Raw genomic sequence first — 17099 nt, 5'->3', positions numbered from 1 at the left:
TTGAAAGGCCGTGATCAGGCCAGCTCGACATTCGGCGTGCGGTTCTGCAATTCCTCGACGAGCACGCGGGTATTCTCGGAATAGTCGATGGGAACATCGACGAGATGGACGCCGCCGCCGGCAAAGGCCGCCTCGAGCGTCGGCAGAAGCTCCTCGACCGCCGTCACCCGCGAGCCCTTGGCGCCGTAGGATTCGGCATAGCGCACGAAGTCGGGATTGCCGAAGGTCAGGCCGAAATCGGGGAACTTGTCGACCGCCTGCTTCCAGCGGATCATGCCATAGGCGCTGTCGTTGAGGATGAGGACGACGAGGTTGAGGCCGAGCCGGACGGCGGTCTCCATCTCCTGCGAGTTCATCATGAAGCCGCCATCGCCGCAGACCGCCATGACGCGCCGGTCGGGATGCAGCATCGCCGCCATCATCGCCGAGGGCAGGCCGGCGCCCATCGTCGCCAGCGCATTGTCGAGCAGGAGCGTGTTGGCGACATGGGTGCGGTAGTTCCGCGCGAACCAGATCTTGTACATGCCGTTGTCGAGGCAGACGATGCCGTCCTCCGGCATCACCGCCCGCACATCGTGGACGATGCGCTGCGGCGTGATCGGGAAACGGTCTTCCTCGGCGCGGTCGTTGATCCGCGCCAGGATTTTCTGGCGCAGATCAAGCATGGCGACATCCGGGTCGAGCTTGCCGCCGAGCCGGTCGGCGAGCGCGACGACTGTCGCGCCGATATCGCCGATCACCTCGGCATCGGGATGGTAGACCTGCTCCACATTGGCGGATTGGTAGCCGACATGGATCACCTTCGGCCCGCCCGCGCTCTTCATCAGGAAGGGCGGCTTCTCGACCGTGTCATGGCCGATCGAGATGATCAGGTCGGCGAGATTGACCGCTTCATGGACATAGTCGCGCTCGGAGAGCGCGGCCGTGCCCATATAGAGATTCGAGCCGCCGGTGACGGCGCCCTTGCCCATCTGCGTGTTGAAGAAGGGCAGCCGCGTGCGCCTGACGAAGGCCGAGAGCGGCTCGACCAGCCGCGGCCGGTTGCCGGCGGCGCCGATCATCACCAGCGGCCGCTTGGCGGCGAGGATCATCTCAGCCGCCCGGTCGAGCGCGGTCGCCTGCGCCACCGGCCGTTCCAGCGGATGGACCGGGATCAGCGGCACGTCCTCGATCTCCTCGCCGGCAATGTCCTCGGGCAATTCGAGATGGACCGGGCCCGGCCGCTCTTCCATCGCAACGCGGAAGGCGTCGCGCACCATCGAGGGAATGCTGGCGGCGCTGACGATCTGACGCGTCATCTTAGTCAGCGGCTTCATCGAGGCGACGACGTCGACGATCTGGAAGCGCGCCTGCTTCGCCGTCATGATCGCCTTCTGGCCGGTGATCAGGATCATCGGCATGGCGCCGAGATGGGCATATGCCGCACCGGTCGAGAAATTGAGCGCGCCGGGCCCGAGCGTCGCGATGCAGACGCCGGGCTTGCCGGTCAACCTGCCATGGGTCGCCGCCATGAAGGCGGCGGCCTGTTCGTGCCGGGTCAGGATGAGCTGGATGCTCGACTGCCGGAGCGATTCGACCACATCGAGGTTTTCTTCGCCGGGCACGCCAAAGATGCGATCGACACCCTCGTTCTCAAGCGCCGCAACCAGAAGATCAGAGCCCTTCTTCTTCATCGCCCGCCGCCTTTCCCAAGAGTGCTGTGTGGTGTCAGCGCATGAAGCTATGGTGTCGCGCCGCCAAGGAAAAGGCGTCGCAGGGCGGACATGCAGCCGAAGCAATGGCAGCGGCGAAAACGTTCACCGCGGCGGGCTGAACACCGACCAGCCGGTCGCCTCGGCGATGCGCTCCAGCGCGAGCGTGCCGAGCAGGGAATTGCCGTTCTCGTTCAGGCCCGGCGACCAGACGGCGATCGAGGCTTTGCCCGGCGCGACGGCGAGAATTCCGCCGCCGACTCCCGACTTGCCGGGCAGGCCGACGCGGAAGGCGAAATCGCCGGAGGCATCGTAATGGCCGCAGGTCAGCATCAGCGCGTTGATGCGGCGCGCCCGCTGGGCCGAGATCACCCGCGCACCGCCGGGTTCGAGCAGGCCGCCGAGCATCAGGTAGCGACCGGCCATGGCGAGCTGGCGGCAGCTCATCGCGATGGCGCATTGGTGGAAATAGACGCCGAGTGTCAGCTCCGGCGCATGCGTCAGGTTGGCGAAGGCCCGCATGTAGTTGGCCAGCGCCACGTTGCGGAAGCCGGTCTCCTGCTCGGAGCGCGCGACATGCTCGTCGATCAGGATCGTCTCGTCCTCGGCGAGATAGCGGATGAAGCGCAGCAGCTCGCCGATGGCGACGCGCGGCGCATGGCCGGCGAGGTTGACATCGGCGACGACGAGCGCGCCGGCATTGATGAACGGGTTGCGCGGAATGCCCTGTTCGCGCTCGAGCTGGACGATCGAGTTGAACGGCGTGCCGGACGGCTCGCGCCCGACCCGGCGCCAGAGCGTGTCGCCGATCTTGCCGAGTGCCTGCGTCAGCGCAAAGACCTTCGAGACGCTCTGGATCGAGAACGGCTCCTCGGCATCGCCCGCGCTATGGACCTCGCCCTCTGCGGTGACGATGCAGATGCCGAAATGCTGGGGGTCGACCTTGGCGAGCGGCGGGATATAGGTCGCGACCGCCCCACGCTCGGCCTGTGCCGCCATCTCCTGCGCCACCTCGCGGACGATCCTCGCAATATCTGCCACGCCCGCTCTCCGCTTGACCCGCCCGCACCAAGCTCGACCACCGGGAGGTGGTCAAGCCGACGCTCGCGCGGCGATCCGATAGAGCATTTCCGCGTTTCTTCGAACCGCGCAAGTGCTCTATCTCTTTGGTTTGACGCATTTTCTTTACGCGAGCCGGCGTCCACTTCGCTCGAAAATGCTCTATGCTCGCTCCCGCATTCACGCGCTGGGGAGCGATCATGCGATTAGCCTTGATCATTGCCGCGATGGTCCCGGCCGTCCTGGCCTTGCCGGCCGCGGGTCGCCCGCTCGAGCGCGAATTGCCGCCGAAGCGCGATGCCTGTTGGGAGCGCGTCTATGACGAAGCCCATCTCGGGGCCCATCCCGGCCAGAAGGTGGCGCGGATCCGCCTGGTCCATTTGCCCAGCAGATGGGCCGACGCGCAGGCCCATGGCTTCTACGTCACGCTCTATATCAACCTGCGCCAGCACAAGGCGGCGACGGGGTTTGACTACCAGCTCGGCGGCTTTTGCAAGCCGAGCGGAGAGGGCTTGCGCTGCGAGCCGGAATGGGAGGCGGGCACCTGGCGGATCGAGCGCGGCCCCAACGGCACGCTCCGGGTCAGGAATAACGGCATCACCGCCAACCCAAACCCCTATGATGCCGAGGAGATCGCGGACAACGCCGTCCGGATTCCGGCGAAGCCCGATGACGGCATCTGGCAGCTGGCCCCGGCGAGCGGTCGCTGCGAGCTGGAATAGGGGCTCGGAATTTCCGCGTCTCTTCGAATCGCGAAAATTCTCTAAAGTTTTGTTTTATCGCATTTTCTTCACGCGAAGCGGTAGCCGCTTCGCTCGAAAATGCTCAGTGCAGCCGCCGGACGTTGGCGGGCAGCGTCGCCTCGGCGAAGGGATTGGCGTGCGGACCCGGCGGCGCGATCAGGCAGCGTGACTTGCCTTTCGACTTGGCCTGGTAGAGCGCCATGTCGGCGGCGCTGAGCAGGCTCGCCATGTCCATCCCGTGCTCGGGTGCAAGCGCGATCCCGATCGAGGCGCCGACCGTGACCGCGCTGCGGTTGTCGAGCTCGTAGGGCAGCGAGATCTCGCGGATCAAGCGCTCGCCAAAGCCCATCAGCTGGGCGGTCTCGGTCTGCTCGGAGAGCACGATGAACTCGTCGCCACCGATCCGGGCCGCGAGATCGCCGGAGCGGATCATGCCGCGCAGCCGTTCGGCGACGAGCTGCAGCAGCCTGTCGCCGGCCATGTGGCCATGGGTGTCGTTGACCGCCTTGAAGCCATCGAGATCGAGATAGATCAGTGCGAGGCGACGCGGGTTGGCCTCACGGGCGAGGCGAGTGTCGAGCGCCTTCGACAGGCCGGCGCGGTTGGAGAGGCCGGTCAGCATGTCGTGGCGGGCATGGAACTCGTTCTCGCGCTCGGCCCGCATGGTCGAGACCAGCATGGCGTTGAGCTTGAAGCCGGCCATGGTCATGCTGAACAGGTAGAACGGGATCTGGAAGAAGACGATCAGCATGATCGGCTCGCCCAGAAACGGCGCGGCGAAGCAGCAGGCGCCGAGCGTCAGAACGATCATCAGCCCCGCCATGCGTGGCGCGCCAAAATTGCGGAAGCAGATGCCGCCGACCATCGCTGCCGCCGAGAGGCAGGCCAGCGTGGCGACGACCCAGTCGCCGCTCGTCAGGCTGATGAAGGTGCCGTAGCCGACCCCGCCCGCCCAGGCGAGACCGAGCAGGATGTAAATATCGGTCGGCGTCGACTGGCCCTGCAAGGCCCGCTTGTTCGCCGTGATCAGCACGGCCAGCCGGACCAGGCAGCAGATGATCTCGAAGGCTGACCAAAGGATGAAGGGCAGGGTCGGGATGCGCAGCGTGATCAGCAGCGAGACAGCGATCGTGTTGATCACGCCGCCTGCGAAGATCGGCAAGGTGCCATAGAGCGAGCCGATCAGCGCCACCCTGATCTCGGCCGGAACGTCCGGGCCGGCATCCGTCAGCCAGCGCGTCCAGCGCCAGCGTGGCAAGCTATAACTCGGAGCCTCCGCCCTCATTCGCCCTGCACAACCTTCACGCCAAGGTTGCAGGCCCTGGGCCTGCAATCCTTCTGCGCTCTTAGATCGCAGGCGTTACGATTCAGTATGAGGCATCCGCATCTTTGCATGAATTGCGCAGCTGCGCGCTTATGCCCCAGCCACGTTGCATCCCGTCAAATGTCGAGGGCGGCGAGCTTGATCAGCCGCGCCACCTGCTTATCGAGGAAGCCGTTGTTGCGCGCGTCGACAAGCTCGCCGGCATCGTCGAAAGCCTTGTGGGCCGTGGCGATGGCGACCATTTCCGGCACCATCAGTGCGCCGAAGCCCAGCTCCAGCGAGGTCCTGAGCTGAGTCATGCCGCGATAGGCGCCGCGCTCGCCGGGCGAGGCGCCGCCGAGCGCCACGACCTTGCCGGCAAGGCCGCTGGCCGAGGGGCCGCCCTTGGCGACCGAGGCCCAGTCGAGCGCGTTCTTCAGCGCGGGCGCATAGCCGCCATTATATTCGGGGCTGGCGATATAGAGCCCGTCATGCGCGTCGATCACCGCATGCAGGTCATGGGCGACCTGTGGGGTGGTGCTGAAGCCGGTCGCGTCCACGAGCGGCAGCGGGTAATCGCCGAGCGAGATCTGCCTCACCTCGCCGCCGGCGGCGCGCAGTCGCTTCGCTGCGAGGGTGGCGAGCTTGGTGTTCAGCGAACCCTCGCGCCAGGAACCGGAAAAGACGAGAATCTTGGGCGCGGACATGGAGGCCTCTCAGGACGTTGCCGCAGGACATGGCCTGCGGATTGAGCTCTACCCCTCGGGCTCGGCCCGACCAAGGCAGGCTCTCGCCAGCACCTGATTGCGCCGATGCATAGGCCAATGCGCCGGAAGGCAGCGCCGGGCGGGAAGAACGGGTCAGACGTACTGGCGATAGACCCAGACGCGTGCCGGCGGGATGTTGCGCAACACCCAATCCGAGACGAAGGCCTTCAGGCCCGAGCCCTTGCGCGGCACCGGCGAGATCACCGAATAGGTGAACTGGATGAAGGGGGCGCCTTCGACCACGAGCGTGAACGCGTCCTTGACCAGCGCGCTGCGCACGGCCGGCGGGCGCGTGAACAGCGGCAAGCTGGAGACGATGGCGGCCGCCTTCTCGTGGAGATGGTCCTTCAGCGTCGTCGACAGGGCATAGGCGTCGCCCTCGACCACGGTGGCGCGGGGGAAGCGCTCGCGCAGCAGCTTGCAGAATTCCGGGCTGTACTCGACCAGGATAAGCCTGGATTCGTCGATGCCACGTTCGATCAGTGCTTCCGTCACCGGGCCGGTGCCGGGGCCGATCTCGATCACCGGGCCCTCCTGCGCGGGATCGACGAAAGAGGCCATGCGCCGTGCCAGGAACGGGCTCGACGGCGTCACCGAGCCGGTGCGCAGCGGGTCGTCGATCCAGGATTTGAGGAAGCGGGCATCGTCGCTGAGCTTGGCTTTGGCCCCGTCGGCGGCGCGGCTGACGCGTGATCTCAACTTGTCGGCGTGGTTGCGGAACTCGTCCTCGACCTTGTAGCGTACGGCCGCGACCTTGAGCCTGGCCTCGGCGACGCTATCGGCGAGTTCTGCCGCCGTGACGCGCATTTCACCCTCGATACGCGCCGCCACGCTCGATTGGCCGAACCTGGCAGCGAGCGTGCGGGAAGCCCGTGGGGTCGAAGAGCGTGTCATGATAGGCCTCTTGCCGCCGGCAGCGGAATCGCAGGTCGGGCCGGTTCTTCGCCAGCGGCGCGACGTTAGCCGCCGGAATAAGGCCGTTCAAGGGCGGAATGGGATGGTCTCCCATGTCGTCCCCGTCAGATCAGTGGTCTTGGCACAGGTGTTTCATCGAAGATCAGTGCCATCCGCTTGGTCAGGCGCGGATTGAGCAAGGTCAGCCGGCCGTTCGACAGCGAGAACAGCCCGGCCCGGCGCAGCCGCGCCCAGGTCTTGTTGGTATGAACCAGCGAAAGCCCGAGCGCATCGGCGAATTGCTGCTGCGTCAGCGGGAATTCGAAGCTGTTCTCGCTGACGAGGCCGACCGCCTCGGCACGGCGATAGAGCGAGATGACCAGCGCCGCGATGCGCTCGCTGGCATTGCGCTGGCCGACCGAGGTCAGGTTCTCGTCGATCAGGGATTCCTCGCGCGAGCCGAGCCAGGCGATCTCGAAGGAGAGCTGCGGCATGCGCTGGAACAGCTCGTAGATCCGCTTGCGCGGAAAGGCGCAGAGCTCGATATCGGTCAGCGCCTCGATGCCGTGCTGGGCGGCGTTGAGGAGCGAGGCCTGCAGACCGACGAGATCGCCCGGCAGCAGGAAATTCAGGATCTGGCGCCGCCCGTCCGGCAGCGACTTGTAGCGGAAGGCCCAGCCCGAGAAGAGCGTATAGAGTTCCGCGTCTTCCTGGCCGGGATGGATGATGTCGGCGCCGGCCGGCAGCCAGCGATGGTCCATTTTCATCGATTGGATGAAGCGGACCTCCTCATCGCTCTTGTCCTTGAAGGCAGGCCTGAGCCGAAGCGGGCAGGCCAGGCAGGGCGCGCCGGGGCGAGGCTGGCTGCCGGGGCCGATCATATGTCGTTGCACTCCAGAATGAACCCCGACCCAACGTCGGATCGCGGCCTTTGTTCCGGCTCCATGCGTTGCAGCATCCCCGCGGCGCCTCTGGAACTGCGCCGCTCGCATGACGTTTTCAGGCTGCGGCCCTGGTTCGCGTCGAGCCGGGCCTGCCGCAATCAGTCCTGCGTTCCCGCGACTGGACGAGGAGCCGCAAGGACATGACCGAGACGCCTGCTCCCGCGCGCTCGCGCATGCGCCGCTTCTTCCGTCAGGCGCTGCGTTTCTGGACGGGAGAGACGCGGCTGCGCGCCTGGCTGCTGACCATCCTGGTCCTTGCCTTCATCGCCGCCCAGCTCGGCGCCGCCGTTGGGCTCAATCAATGGAACCGGCTGTTTTTCGATGCGCTCGACAAGCGTGACGTTGCTGCTGTCTGGAATGTCGTCACCTGGTTGCCCTTGCTCGTCGTCGCCTCGGCCCTGGCGCTCTCCGGGGTGGTGGTCAGCCGGTTGCTGCTGCAGGTGCGCTGGCGCGAATACCTGACCCATCGCATCGCCGGCTGGTGGATCGCGGATCAGCGCTATTACCGGCTGCAATTCATCGCCAAGGAGCAGGCGGCGCCGGAATATCGCATCGCCGAGGATGTCCGCCTCGCCATCGAGCCGCTGGCCGAATTCGCGATCGGCCTGATCAGCGCCTTCGTCACCGCGGCGACCTTCGCCGCCATTCTCTGGCAGGTGGCGGGCACGGCCCGCTTCACGCTGGCGGGCACGCAGATCGTCATTCCCAGCTATATGGCGATCGCGGCCATTCTCTATGCGCTCATCGCCTCCCTCGCCGCCTACCTGACCGGCAAGCCGCTGGTCGGCAGGATCTCCGCCAAGAACGAGGCGGAAGCCCGGTTCCGGGCCGAGATGACGCGGCTTCGCGAAAATGCCGAGAGCGTCGCGCTTATCAGGGGCGATGCCGACGAGCGTTCCTCTGTCGGCGAGACTTACGGCCGCGTCGTCGCGGCCTGGCTAAGTGTCGTGCGCCAGCAGGGCGTCATCGCGCTCGTGCTCAACACCAATGGCGCGCTCTTCCCGGTCGTGCCGCTACTGCTGATCGCGCCGAAATATCTGGCGGGCGAGGTCACGCTCGGTGCCGTCATGCAGGTTGTCGCGGCTTTCAGTGCCGTGCAGGCGGCGCTGATCTGGTTCGTCGATAATTTCGTCAGGCTGGCCGAATGGTTCGCCTCTGTCACCCGTGTCGACGAACTGGCCGAGGCGCTGGAGGGACTCGATATCGGCACGATCATGGAGAGCGACACGCAGATCCAGCTCGGGGAGAGCGATGACGGCGCCATCCATATCGAGAATCTCTCGCTCGCCCACAGCAACGGTCGGGTCGTCATCGCCGATGCCTCGGTGACGATCGGGCTCGGCGAAAAGGCGCTGATCGTCGGCGAGAGCGGCTCGGGCAAGTCGACGCTGATCCGGGCGCTCGCCGGGCTCTGGCCCTGGGGCTCGGGCATGATCACGGTACCGCGCGGCAAGATCATCGCCTTCGTGCCGCAAAAGCCCTATTTGCCGATGGGCACGCTACGCACCGTGCTGCTCTATCCGGAAGCGCAGTCGGCGGCGGATGAAGAGACGATCATCGCCGCCCTCAAGCGCTGCGGCCTCGCCTATCTCGCCAAGCGCCTCGACGATGACGACAAATGGGACCGCATCCTGTCCGGCGGCGAGCGTCAGCGCGTCGCCTTCGTGCGACTGCTGATTCAGCGGCCGGATATCGTCATCATGGACGAGGCGACCTCGGCGCTCGACGAGGACAGCCAGACCTCGCTGCTCGGCCTGTTCGATGCCGAGCTTGCCGATGCCACCGTGATCAGCGTCGGCCATCGCCCCGGACTCGAGGAGTTCCACGACCGGAAGATCACGCTCGAGCGGCGGGAGGCCGGCGCGCATCTAACGTCGCGGCGTCTCGGCAAATCGCTCTGGCGCCTCTTCCGCAGCCGTCAGGCGGATAATGACGAGGCCCACTGAACGCGCCACGGCTCACGTGGCCGTGAGTATGAGTCGGCGGAACTTTGTGAGTTAGATCACGTTCTCTCCCGTGGAAACCGTGCGATATCGCCGGGTCGTGGCGTCGGGGAGGAAACAGAATGTTGAACGACAGCCTTGCCCCTATCGGGCGCGCCTTCGCCTTTTTCGGAATCATGGCTACCGTCGTCGCCGCGCTGACCTTCGGCGCAGGCGTGCAGGGCGGCGCCGACCAGAGCTCGGCTGCGGTCGCCCAGGCGAAGCAGCGCCAGAACCTGCCGGCGGGGAGCGAGTTCGCCTCGGTCGATCCGGCGCATCGGACTGCCGACCGGACCAAGCGCGCGATCGCAACCTCCTCGCAGGAGGCGCATCTCGCCAATCCCGCTCGTACAATTCTCCGCTAATCTGAGATTTTCGTCCGGACAGCCGGAACCTTTCGGGGGCCGCCGCGTTCTCCATGCGGCGCTCCCCTGGCGCAGAATACGAACGAGCCGCCCTCCGGGCGGCTTGTTTTTTGGCTTGGGTCGGCCGCCAGCGCTCGTTCCGTTCGGCGCCGCCGCGTCTCGGCTTGGCGCGCGCACCAAGAGGCCAGCATGTATCTGCGCATCCGCCACGCCACCACCTACCGCTATACCGGGCCGGTCGAGTTCGGGCCGCACCGGCTGATGCTTCGGCCGCGCGACAGTTTCGACCTGCGCGTCGTCGATACCGCGCTCACGATCACGCCGCAGGCGAGGCTGCGCTGGATGCACGATGCCTATGGAAATTCCGTCGCTATCGCGAATTTCGAGGCACCGGCCGATACGTTGGAGATCGTCAGCGAATTGGTGATCCAGCGTTTCGGCTCGGCTTTGCCGCGTTCCGAGATCGAACCGGAAGTGGCCATGACGGGCGTGGTCTACAGCCCGGCCGAGAATGCCGTGCTCCAGCCCTATCTCGATCTGGCGGCGGCCGATCCCGATGGCATGCTCGATCAATGGCTCGCCGATTTCCGCGCCCGGATCGGCCAGGGCTCCGGCCATCTGCTCAGGGATCTCGCCCATGCCATCTCCACGAGCCTGACCTATGCGGTGCGCTATGACGAGGGCACGCAGCACCCGGCCGACACGCTCAGGGCCGGCAGCGGCTCGTGCCGCGACTATGCCTGGCTCTTCATCGAGCTGGCCCGGCGCATGGGTTTCGCGGCGCGCTTCGTCACCGGCTACATTCATGACCGGACCGGCGCGGGCGCCGACATCGCCTCGCCTGTGGGCCTGACCCATGCCTGGGCCGATGTCTTCATCCCCAATGACGGCTGGGTCGAGTTCGATCCGACCAACGACCTGGTCGCCGATCGGCAATTGCTCCGGGTCGCGGTTGCGCGCGTGCCGGAGGACGCCTCGCCCGTCGCTGGGAGTTATATCGGCTTGCCCGGGTCCTTCCTCGGACTCAGCGTCGGCGTCAGCATAGAGCCGGCAGAGCTGGTGGGCTGAGGCGGCTCTGGTGCGCGTTCAGCCGCGATGCACCACCCGCCAGGAACCCAGGATCTGCCTCTCCGGCTTCTTCACTTGCACCGCTTCGATCTGCGTCAGCAGCCCGGCGAAGAGCTTGGGCGGCTCGCTATAGGCGATCTCGCGGTCGGCCTCGATCATGACCTCGATCGTCTGGTCATCGATGTCCCTCACCAGAACCGCGATGCTGACATCGGGCGTGCTGCGCAGCGCGCGTGAGACGACGTCGACGATCATGAAGCCGAGTGGGATGATCCGGTCGACCGAGAGCGAGGATACGGTCTCGATCTTGCCCGTGACCCACTGATCGCGCCGGCGGATCAGGTTGGAGATCATCGTCACCACGTCGTCGAGGAAGAGATCGACGCGCACCGGCTGCATCTCGCCATCGGCCAGGGTGAAGCGATAGGCGGCCGAGAGCACATGGACGCGGCATTCCGCATCTGCCAGCGCCAGCCTGGCCTCGCCGCGATAGTCGCGCTTGGAGAGGCCGATATAGCTCTGCACCACCTGAAGGCTGTTCTTCACCCGGTGGTGCAACTCGCGCACCAGGAAGCGGTTGTCGTCGAGCGCGGTCTGCAGCCGGCGCTGGCGCACCTCCTGGTCGTCGACCATGGTGTTGAAGGCCTCGGCGACGCTGCGGATATCGCTCGGCATGTCCTCGGCCACCGCGGCGCGCGCGCTCGAGACGGTAGCGCGCGCGCGGGCGGCCGCCTCGATGCCGCGCAGCCAGCGCACGCAATGCTGGTCGATGGCGCGCAGATAGACGAAGCAGAGCAGCGCCAGCGTCAGCAGCGGCGTCACCAGCAAGGCGAGGAACTGCGTCCTCGCCGCTTGCTCGGCCGTGTCGTCGAAGCTGGCGATGACATAGAGATCGGGTTCGGCCACCATCCTGGCCGCATAGGACCGCATCGAGCCCGAGCGATTCTGAGCTTCCCAATGCGCGTCGCTCACCGGCACGATCTCCTGTGCCGGCAGCCAGGAATTATCGGTCTCGGCCGGACCGCGGCTGGTGATGACGTCGCCGCCCCGGTTCACCAGGGCGACAGCAAGACCGATATCGGCGCTGCTGACCTCGAAGACCTGGTTCAGCAGATCGGGATCGATCAGCAGCAGAGCGTCCTGCATCGCTCCATCCGTCTTGGACTGGGCGTAAACAGCCAGGTAGCGCCGACCCTTTAGCGTGATCTGATCGTAGCGGGCTCTGGCGAGCTCGGTCCCGCCCCAGACTTGAACCGCGGGCCGGGTCTTCAGCGTTTCGACTTCCCTGGCGAGCTCGTTCTCGCCGATCCCGGCCTCGAGCGAGGCCGAGCAGATCCGGCCGTCCCGCATCCGGATATGGACCGCGCGGTAGCCGACGACCTGGGTGAGCATCTCGCGTTCGATCTGGCTGCAATCGCTGTCGCTGGTCTTCACCGCGGCGAGCGTCGTTCCGACCGTCAGCAGCGAGCGCAGCGCGCCGCGATACCAGACTCGCGTACGCACCGCGAAATCCTCCGCGGTGCGTATCTGGAACGATTGGATGGAGCCGATGACCGATCGGTAGGTCGTGATCGCCGCGATCGCCGTCAGGAAGGCGATCGGCAGGACAATCGCGACCAGCAGAGCGAGAAGGCGGCCCCGGACGGTCTTGAACCGCGCCAGCCGCATCAGAGTCTGACGATTTCGGCCCCGGTTCTCTGCACGGCGGCCGCGCTTTGCCGGTCAGGTCCGAGATCGTCGAGACCGCCGATGGAAAGAAGCTCGGCCAGCTTCGTCCGGGCGCGGTTCACCCGGCTCTTGATGGTACCGATCGCCACGCCGCAGATCTCGGCAGCCTCTTCGTAAGAGAGGCCCGTGGCGCCGACCATGATCAGGACCTCACGCTGCTCCTCGGGCAGCTTCGCCAGCGCCTTGCGGAAATCGGCGAGGTCGAGATGGCTTTCCTGGTTGCCGTGCACGGCGATGCGCTCGGCATAGGTGCCTTCGGAATCCTGCACCTCGCGCCCACGCTTGCGGTAGAGCGAGTAATAGGTGTTGCGCAGAATGGTGAAGAGCCAGGCGCGCAGGCTGGTGCCCGGCTCGAACTTGTCGGAATTGCCCCAGGCCTTCAGCAAGGTGTCCTGGACCAGATCGTCGGCGAGCTGCATCGAGCCCGAAAGCGAGGCCGCGAAGGCTCGCAGGTTCGGGATTTCCTTGATCAGCCCGTCCTTGAAATCAGAGGCGCTCATTGGTCGTTCCCCCGGCGGACGCACGCTGCTCCTGTGCCTCCAACTGCGCCAGCAGAACCAGAAACTTGTCGGGTATCGGGGCGTTGACCAGATCGTCGTAATGAGCCTTCAGCGAGCGGCCGATCGACTCCTGCACCTTCGGGTCCAGGATCGGTTCCAGCTCCTGATCGTCGCCCCGGTCGGGCTCCGTCATCTCCAGGTCCACGTCGCTCATAATGCCCTCACGCCCGCGAGCCGGCCTGCTTTGCGCAGGTCCCGCTCAACTTCAACATTCAATCGGTATTCGCATCCCAGGCGGTCAAGGCCCTTACGGAAGGCAGATATACCGACACTCATCCGGCCAAGTAACAGTCTGTTGCCGGAAAAGTTCCCGTTCCAAGAAAAAATAAATCGCTTGTCAGAAAGCGACTCTGGGTGCTCATTTTCAGTAGGTTAAAAAGGACGTTTCCATGTCGATTGCGAAAGAAATTGCGCCGAATCTGCCTTATCTGCGCCGCTTCGCGCGTGCCCTCAGCGGCACCCAGGCAAGTGGCGATGCCTATGTCGTGGCAATGCTCGAAGCGCTCGTCGTTGATCCCAGTGCGTTTCCGCGCGACGTGAATTCACGCATCGGTCTCTACCGCACCTTCCTGAAGCTCTGGTCCTCGGTTGGCCTCAATACCAACCCGATCCCGATCGGCAGCGAACGCTCGCCCGCCGAGCGCAATCTCGAGGCCCTGACGCCGCGCCCACGCCAGGCCTTCCTGCTGCGCACGGTCGAGGGTTTTCCGATCGAGGATGTCGCGGCGATCATGGAGGTCTCCGCGGCGGAGGCGGCCAATCTCGTGCAACTCGCCGGTCAGGAGATCGCCGAGCAGGTCGCGACGGATGTGCTGATCATCGAGGACGAGCCGATCATCGCGCTCGATATCGAGACCATGGTCGAGGAGCTCGGCCATTCCGTCACCGGTGTGGCCCGGACCCATCGCGAGGCGATCGCATCGGTGGCGAAGAAGCGGCCGGGCCTGGTGCTGGCCGATATCCAGCTGGCCGATGGCAGCTCTGGCCTGGATGCGGTGAACGAGATCCTGAGCGCGATCGACGTGCCCGTGATCTTCATCACCGCCTATCCGGAGCGACTGCTGACCGGTGACCGGCCGGAACCCGCCTTCCTGATCACCAAGCCGTTCCAGCCCGAGGCGGTTAAGGCGGCGATCAGCCAGGCGCTGTTCTTCGATCGTCGCGCCGGGCGCAAGGCCGCCTGAGGCTCGGTTTCGATTTCGGTTTCCCGCCCGCGGCGCTTGCGCCGCGGGCATTTTCGTGCGCGCTCACCAGCCCATGAAGTAAAGCACGAGCAGGACCGGGAACGGCGCTATCAGCATGGTCAGTCCGGCCCATTGCATCTCAATCGCTCTCACACTTGTTTCTCCTCGTCGCGACCGGGCATGTCGTCGGTCAGTCTTCGTGCCCGTCGCGTCTTGCGCAGAAACGCTACCAGCCCGGCCAGCGCCGCTGCTGTGAGCGCGATCACAAAGATCACCTGCGCGATCGTGACCGCCAGCCCAGGGACCCCTCCGAAGGCCAGCATCGCTGCGACGAGGGCGACGATCAGAAAGGTCACGGCCCAGCCGGACATCGGGTATCCCTCAACGCTCGCTTAGTCGCCTTGAGAAAACCGCCGCCTGCCGGCAAAGGTTCCGACCCTCAAGCCGGCTGAAGACTCTTACCCCCGTGGAACCGGTTCGGCTTGAAACCGTTGCGCTTAGCGAAGCCGACGGCGTGAGCCGTCGTGCAATGGCGAAGCGGATGACAGGCCTGCGAGCCCATGCAAGAGCCGGCGGATTAGGCATTTTCCTTCTGGTGACAGGCTCGCTGGTGACAGGCTTGAGCGTTGCTGCAGCGGCGCCTCGTCCGATGCCCGCCCCGGTGCCGCCAGCGCGCCCTGCCGATCTGGCCCGGCCCCAGCCGCCCGCCGCAACCCCGGCTGCTCCACAGCAGGACAGCAAGCGCCAGGGCGAGGGCGCGCCGCCGGCCGCGCCCGCTACCGCCACCGAAGGCGCGTGCCTGCGCGCGCTCGGGGCGGTGTCGGGCAACAGGATCCGCCCCCCCGAACCGAAGCTGATCGCGACATCCGACCCGGCCTGCCAGATCGTCGAGCCGGTCACGGTCGAGGCGCTCGCCGTGCGCAACGGCGACGCGCCGGGGCAGATCACTTTCGAGCCGCCGGTCACCATCGGCTGCGAACTGGCGCGCGGCCTCGCCGATTGGCTCGAGGGCAGTCTCCAGCCGCTGGCGCGCGGCTATTTCGGAAGGGATCTCTCGCGGCTGCGGGTTGGCGGTGGTTATGAATGCCGCCGCCGCAACCGGCAGAGTGCCGGACCGATCAGCGAGCACGCGACGGGCCGGGCGCTTGACATCTTCGCCTTCTCGATCGGCGAGCCTAAGGCCGGGGGCTTTGATGTCGTGGTCGAAAAGCCGGCCGGCCTGCTCCAGGCCCGTTTCGTCCAGGCCATCCGCCATTCAGCCTGCGGCGCGTTCTCGACGGCCCTCGGCCCCGGCTCGGACGCGGCGCATGCGAACCACGTGCACCTCGATATCCAGGCGCGACGCTCGGCCTCGACACGATTTTGCCAATAATGAAAAGCGGATAAGATCAGAAGGAAATGTCGGAGAGATCGTCCATGCCGACCGGGATCGACGGTTCGGACAAAGCCAGAGGCAGCGATGAACTCCGCCCGCGTTCGCGCCGTTCACGGCGCAACGCCAGAACGGCGAGCGCCGTATCCCTGTCCAGCCCCGACGAGATCAGGTCTTCCAGCTCCCAGAACGGTGGGAGTTCCGCCTGGCAGACTTGCATCGGGAGATGCTTTGCGTACAGCGCATGGGGGATACGGATGGACATCTGCGTTTCCGGCCGAAGTAGAATGTTAACGTATCATCTCCGAGGAGGTTCCAGCGTGATTAGGAACTGTGGAGCGAATGCGGCGTTTTCAAGTAACCATGTTGCCTAGGAGATTCGTGATGAGCCATCGGTTTGCCAATGCCGCGACTGTGGTCGCATTCGCCGTCGCCGCCTTTGGCGCGCTTCCCTCCGCGGCTCAGGCGCAGACCGGCGCTCCCGCGGGCCGGCTCAACTGCAGTGTCGAGGGCGGAATCGGCCTCGTCGTGACGTCGCAGCGTCCGATGGCCTGCACTTTCACGCCCCGTCGTGGGCCAGTCCAACGTTACACCGGCGTCGTTCGCAGCTTCGGGCTCGATCTCGGCACCATCCGCCGCAGCACCATGTCCTGGCGCGTCTATGGTCCCTATGCGCGCGCTCCGCTCGGCGCGCTCGCCGGCACCTATGTCGGTGCGGCTGCGGGCGCGGCGGCCGGAGCAGGCGGTTCCGGAAACCTTCTGGTTGGCGGCGTCAATAACGAGGTAACGCTTCAGCCCCTCTCCTTGCAGAGCCGTCGCGGCTACAACGTCGCGGTCGGGGTCACCGGCTTCGAACTCTCGCTGGTGCCGCCGCGTCGCCGGCGTTGAACCGAATAGACCGGCGCCGAAATGCCCTTCGGCGCCATGGTTACGGTTCGATAACCTTCTTGTCGCAAGTTTAGTTCAATTTGATGCTATTCCGGCCCGATCACTGGTCTCGGGCCGGAACAACGCGATATCTCCGACGTTCCCCCCGCCATTGGGTAGGGTTCGAGTTGGGGAAGGGACGCCGGATTCACATGGCCGATATCCGCATCCTGATTGTTGAAGATGATCCGTTCATCGCGATGGACATCGAATATGCCGTCATGGAGAAGCTCGGGGACCGCGCCGAGCTGATCGTGGTCGAGTCCGTCGAGGAGGCGCGCCGCGCCGCGGCCACGCCCGTCTCCTGCGCTTTGCTCGATATCGACGTGGTCGGCGGCAAGACCTTCGACATCGCGGCGAGCCTGCTCGACCGGGGCACGCCGATCGCCTTCGTCTCGGGCTCGACCCCGAGCGACGTGCCGCTGCCGCTGCGCGCCGTGCGCTTCCTGCGCAAGCCCTTCTCGACGCGCGAGATCGTCAACTTCGTCTCGGGCGCGCTCAAGGTCCACTGA

General features: G+C 65.7%; 19 protein-coding genes. 8 read left to right on the top strand and 11 right to left on the bottom strand.

Translation table 11 applies throughout. The features are described 5' to 3' along the window. Positions 1-14: 14 nt before the first annotated feature. Both EV560_RS08280 and EV560_RS08275 read right to left on the bottom strand, forming a co-directional pair. The gene (locus tag EV560_RS08280) at positions 15-1673 is read right to left on the bottom strand and encodes an acetolactate synthase large subunit (RefSeq protein ID WP_131855257.1); all 1659 of its coding nucleotides are present in this window, start codon (positions 1671-1673) and stop codon (positions 15-17) included. Between the two features lie 123 nt (positions 1674-1796). Further along, complete coding sequence (locus tag EV560_RS08275) at positions 1797-2732, bottom strand: glutaminase (protein ID WP_131855256.1); 936 nt, start codon at positions 2730-2732, stop codon at positions 1797-1799. A 218-nt stretch (positions 2733-2950) separates the two neighbouring features. Between EV560_RS08275 and EV560_RS08270 the strand changes: the two genes are divergently transcribed. Next, complete coding sequence (locus EV560_RS08270; RefSeq protein WP_131855255.1) at positions 2951-3472, top strand: hypothetical protein; 522 nt, start codon at positions 2951-2953, stop codon at positions 3470-3472. 103 nt (positions 3473-3575) lie between these two features. Here EV560_RS08270 and EV560_RS08265 read toward each other — a convergent pair whose 3' ends face one another. The 4 genes from EV560_RS08265 to EV560_RS08250 all read right to left on the bottom strand — a co-directional run bounded on the left by EV560_RS08265 (position 3576) and on the right by EV560_RS08250 (position 7338). Further along, a complete protein-coding gene (locus tag EV560_RS08265; protein ID WP_248311940.1) occupies positions 3576-4751 on the bottom strand; it encodes a GGDEF domain-containing protein in 1176 nt (391 codons plus the stop codon). A gap of 182 nt (positions 4752-4933) precedes the next feature. Then, on the bottom strand, positions 4934-5503 hold the full coding sequence (locus EV560_RS08260; RefSeq protein WP_131855253.1) for an NADPH-dependent FMN reductase: 570 nt from the start codon (positions 5501-5503) through the stop codon (positions 4934-4936). A 153-nt stretch (positions 5504-5656) separates the two neighbouring features. Next, positions 5657-6457 (bottom strand): class I SAM-dependent methyltransferase, encoded by an 801-nt coding sequence (locus EV560_RS08255; RefSeq protein WP_348982198.1) that lies wholly within the window; start codon positions 6455-6457, stop codon positions 5657-5659. 125 nt (positions 6458-6582) lie between these two features. Continuing rightward, a complete protein-coding gene (locus EV560_RS08250; protein ID WP_131855252.1) occupies positions 6583-7338 on the bottom strand; it encodes a Crp/Fnr family transcriptional regulator in 756 nt (251 codons plus the stop codon). Positions 7339-7541: 203 nt separating this feature from the next. Here EV560_RS08250 and EV560_RS08245 point away from each other — a divergent pair, with 203 nt between their 5' ends. The 3 genes from EV560_RS08245 to EV560_RS08235 all read left to right on the top strand — a co-directional run bounded on the left by EV560_RS08245 (position 7542) and on the right by EV560_RS08235 (position 10816). Next, the gene (locus EV560_RS08245; RefSeq protein ID WP_131855251.1) at positions 7542-9347 is read left to right on the top strand and encodes an ABC transporter ATP-binding protein/permease; all 1806 of its coding nucleotides are present in this window, start codon (positions 7542-7544) and stop codon (positions 9345-9347) included. Positions 9348-9466: 119 nt separating this feature from the next. Further along, a complete protein-coding gene (locus EV560_RS08240; protein ID WP_131855250.1) occupies positions 9467-9748 on the top strand; it encodes a hypothetical protein in 282 nt (93 codons plus the stop codon). A 189-nt stretch (positions 9749-9937) separates the two neighbouring features. Next, the gene (locus EV560_RS08235) at positions 9938-10816 is read left to right on the top strand and encodes a transglutaminase family protein (protein ID WP_131855249.1); all 879 of its coding nucleotides are present in this window, start codon (positions 9938-9940) and stop codon (positions 10814-10816) included. Positions 10817-10834: 18 nt separating this feature from the next. Here EV560_RS08235 and EV560_RS08230 read toward each other — a convergent pair whose 3' ends face one another. From EV560_RS08230 to EV560_RS08220, 3 genes are read right to left on the bottom strand one after another with little or no spacing between them, the layout of a single operon-like run. Then, positions 10835-12484: a histidine kinase dimerization/phosphoacceptor domain -containing protein gene (locus tag EV560_RS08230; protein ID WP_131855248.1), complete on the bottom strand. Its 1650-nt coding sequence runs from the start codon at positions 12482-12484 to the stop codon at positions 10835-10837. Next, positions 12484-13044 carry a sigma-70 family RNA polymerase sigma factor gene (locus tag EV560_RS08225; protein WP_114828726.1) on the bottom strand — a complete coding sequence of 187 codons (561 nt, stop codon included), beginning with the start codon at positions 13042-13044 and terminating at the stop codon, positions 12484-12486. The genes EV560_RS08230 and EV560_RS08225 overlap by 1 nt, the downstream gene beginning before the upstream one ends. Continuing rightward, on the bottom strand, positions 13031-13258 hold the full coding sequence (locus tag EV560_RS08220) for a NepR family anti-sigma factor (protein WP_248311939.1): 228 nt from the start codon (positions 13256-13258) through the stop codon (positions 13031-13033). Before EV560_RS08220 ends, EV560_RS08225 begins: the two co-directional genes overlap by 14 nt. Before the next feature lie 235 nt (positions 13259-13493). On the opposite strand from EV560_RS08220, the gene EV560_RS08215 reads away from it, so the two are divergent. Next, the gene (locus EV560_RS08215) at positions 13494-14288 is read left to right on the top strand and encodes a response regulator (RefSeq protein WP_131855247.1); all 795 of its coding nucleotides are present in this window, start codon (positions 13494-13496) and stop codon (positions 14286-14288) included. Positions 14289-14437: 149 nt separating this feature from the next. Here the strand turns inward: EV560_RS08215 and EV560_RS08210 are convergent, their stop codons facing one another. Continuing rightward, positions 14438-14659 (bottom strand): DUF1328 domain-containing protein, encoded by a 222-nt coding sequence (locus EV560_RS08210; protein WP_131855246.1) that lies wholly within the window; start codon positions 14657-14659, stop codon positions 14438-14440. A gap of 248 nt (positions 14660-14907) precedes the next feature. Between EV560_RS08210 and EV560_RS08205 the strand changes: the two genes are divergently transcribed. Further along, the gene (locus tag EV560_RS08205; RefSeq protein WP_165923382.1) at positions 14908-15660 is read left to right on the top strand and encodes an extensin-like domain-containing protein; all 753 of its coding nucleotides are present in this window, start codon (positions 14908-14910) and stop codon (positions 15658-15660) included. 16 nt (positions 15661-15676) lie between these two features. On the opposite strand, the gene EV560_RS08200 is transcribed toward EV560_RS08205, so the two are convergent. Beyond that, the gene (locus EV560_RS08200; protein WP_131855244.1) at positions 15677-15925 is read right to left on the bottom strand and encodes a hypothetical protein; all 249 of its coding nucleotides are present in this window, start codon (positions 15923-15925) and stop codon (positions 15677-15679) included. Positions 15926-16044: 119 nt separating this feature from the next. On the opposite strand from EV560_RS08200, the gene EV560_RS08195 reads away from it, so the two are divergent. Together EV560_RS08195 and EV560_RS08190 are read left to right on the top strand one after the other, a co-directional pair. Further along, positions 16045-16548, top strand: a complete 504-nt coding sequence (locus EV560_RS08195) for a DUF992 domain-containing protein (RefSeq protein WP_131855243.1) — start codon at positions 16045-16047, stop codon at positions 16546-16548. Between the two features lie 191 nt (positions 16549-16739). After that, positions 16740-17099 (top strand): response regulator, encoded by a 360-nt coding sequence (locus EV560_RS08190; RefSeq protein WP_131855242.1) that lies wholly within the window; start codon positions 16740-16742, stop codon positions 17097-17099.

The organism is Allobosea sp. BK604 (genome assembly GCF_004341515.1).
Taxonomy (GTDB): Bacteria; Pseudomonadota; Alphaproteobacteria; order Rhizobiales; family Beijerinckiaceae; genus Allobosea.
The sequence above is the reverse complement of the archived record's forward strand: the minus strand, read 5'-3'. Positions and strand labels throughout refer to the sequence as shown.

Bases quoted from the DNA above. Each gene is read 5' to 3' on its own strand.
- EV560_RS08280 (WP_131855257.1), bottom strand. From the start codon at position 1,673: ATGAAGAAGAAGGGCTCTGATCTTCTGGTTGCGGCGCTTGAGAACGAG.
- EV560_RS08270 (WP_131855255.1), top strand. From the start codon at position 2,951: ATGCGATTAGCCTTGATCATTGCCGCGATGGTCCCGGCCGTCCTGGCC.
- EV560_RS08260 (WP_131855253.1), bottom strand. From the start codon at position 5,503: ATGTCCGCGCCCAAGATTCTCGTCTTTTCCGGTTCCTGGCGCGAGGGT.
- EV560_RS08255 (WP_348982198.1), bottom strand. From the start codon at position 6,457: ATGACACGCTCTTCGACCCCACGGGCTTCCCGCACGCTCGCTGCCAGG.
- EV560_RS08250 (WP_131855252.1), bottom strand. From the start codon at position 7,338: ATGATCGGCCCCGGCAGCCAGCCTCGCCCCGGCGCGCCCTGCCTGGCC.
- EV560_RS08245 (WP_131855251.1), top strand. From the start codon at position 7,542: ATGACCGAGACGCCTGCTCCCGCGCGCTCGCGCATGCGCCGCTTCTTC.
- EV560_RS08240 (WP_131855250.1), top strand. From the start codon at position 9,467: ATGTTGAACGACAGCCTTGCCCCTATCGGGCGCGCCTTCGCCTTTTTC.
- EV560_RS08235 (WP_131855249.1), top strand. From the start codon at position 9,938: ATGTATCTGCGCATCCGCCACGCCACCACCTACCGCTATACCGGGCCG.
- EV560_RS08230 (WP_131855248.1), bottom strand. From the start codon at position 12,484: ATGCGGCTGGCGCGGTTCAAGACCGTCCGGGGCCGCCTTCTCGCTCTG.
- EV560_RS08225 (WP_114828726.1), bottom strand. From the start codon at position 13,044: ATGAGCGCCTCTGATTTCAAGGACGGGCTGATCAAGGAAATCCCGAAC.
- EV560_RS08220 (WP_248311939.1), bottom strand. From the start codon at position 13,258: ATGAGCGACGTGGACCTGGAGATGACGGAGCCCGACCGGGGCGACGAT.
- EV560_RS08215 (WP_131855247.1), top strand. From the start codon at position 13,494: ATGTCGATTGCGAAAGAAATTGCGCCGAATCTGCCTTATCTGCGCCGC.
- EV560_RS08210 (WP_131855246.1), bottom strand. From the start codon at position 14,659: ATGTCCGGCTGGGCCGTGACCTTTCTGATCGTCGCCCTCGTCGCAGCG.
- EV560_RS08200 (WP_131855244.1), bottom strand. From the start codon at position 15,925: ATGTCCATCCGTATCCCCCATGCGCTGTACGCAAAGCATCTCCCGATG.
- EV560_RS08195 (WP_131855243.1), top strand. From the start codon at position 16,045: ATGAGCCATCGGTTTGCCAATGCCGCGACTGTGGTCGCATTCGCCGTC.
- EV560_RS08190 (WP_131855242.1), top strand. From the start codon at position 16,740: ATGGCCGATATCCGCATCCTGATTGTTGAAGATGATCCGTTCATCGCG.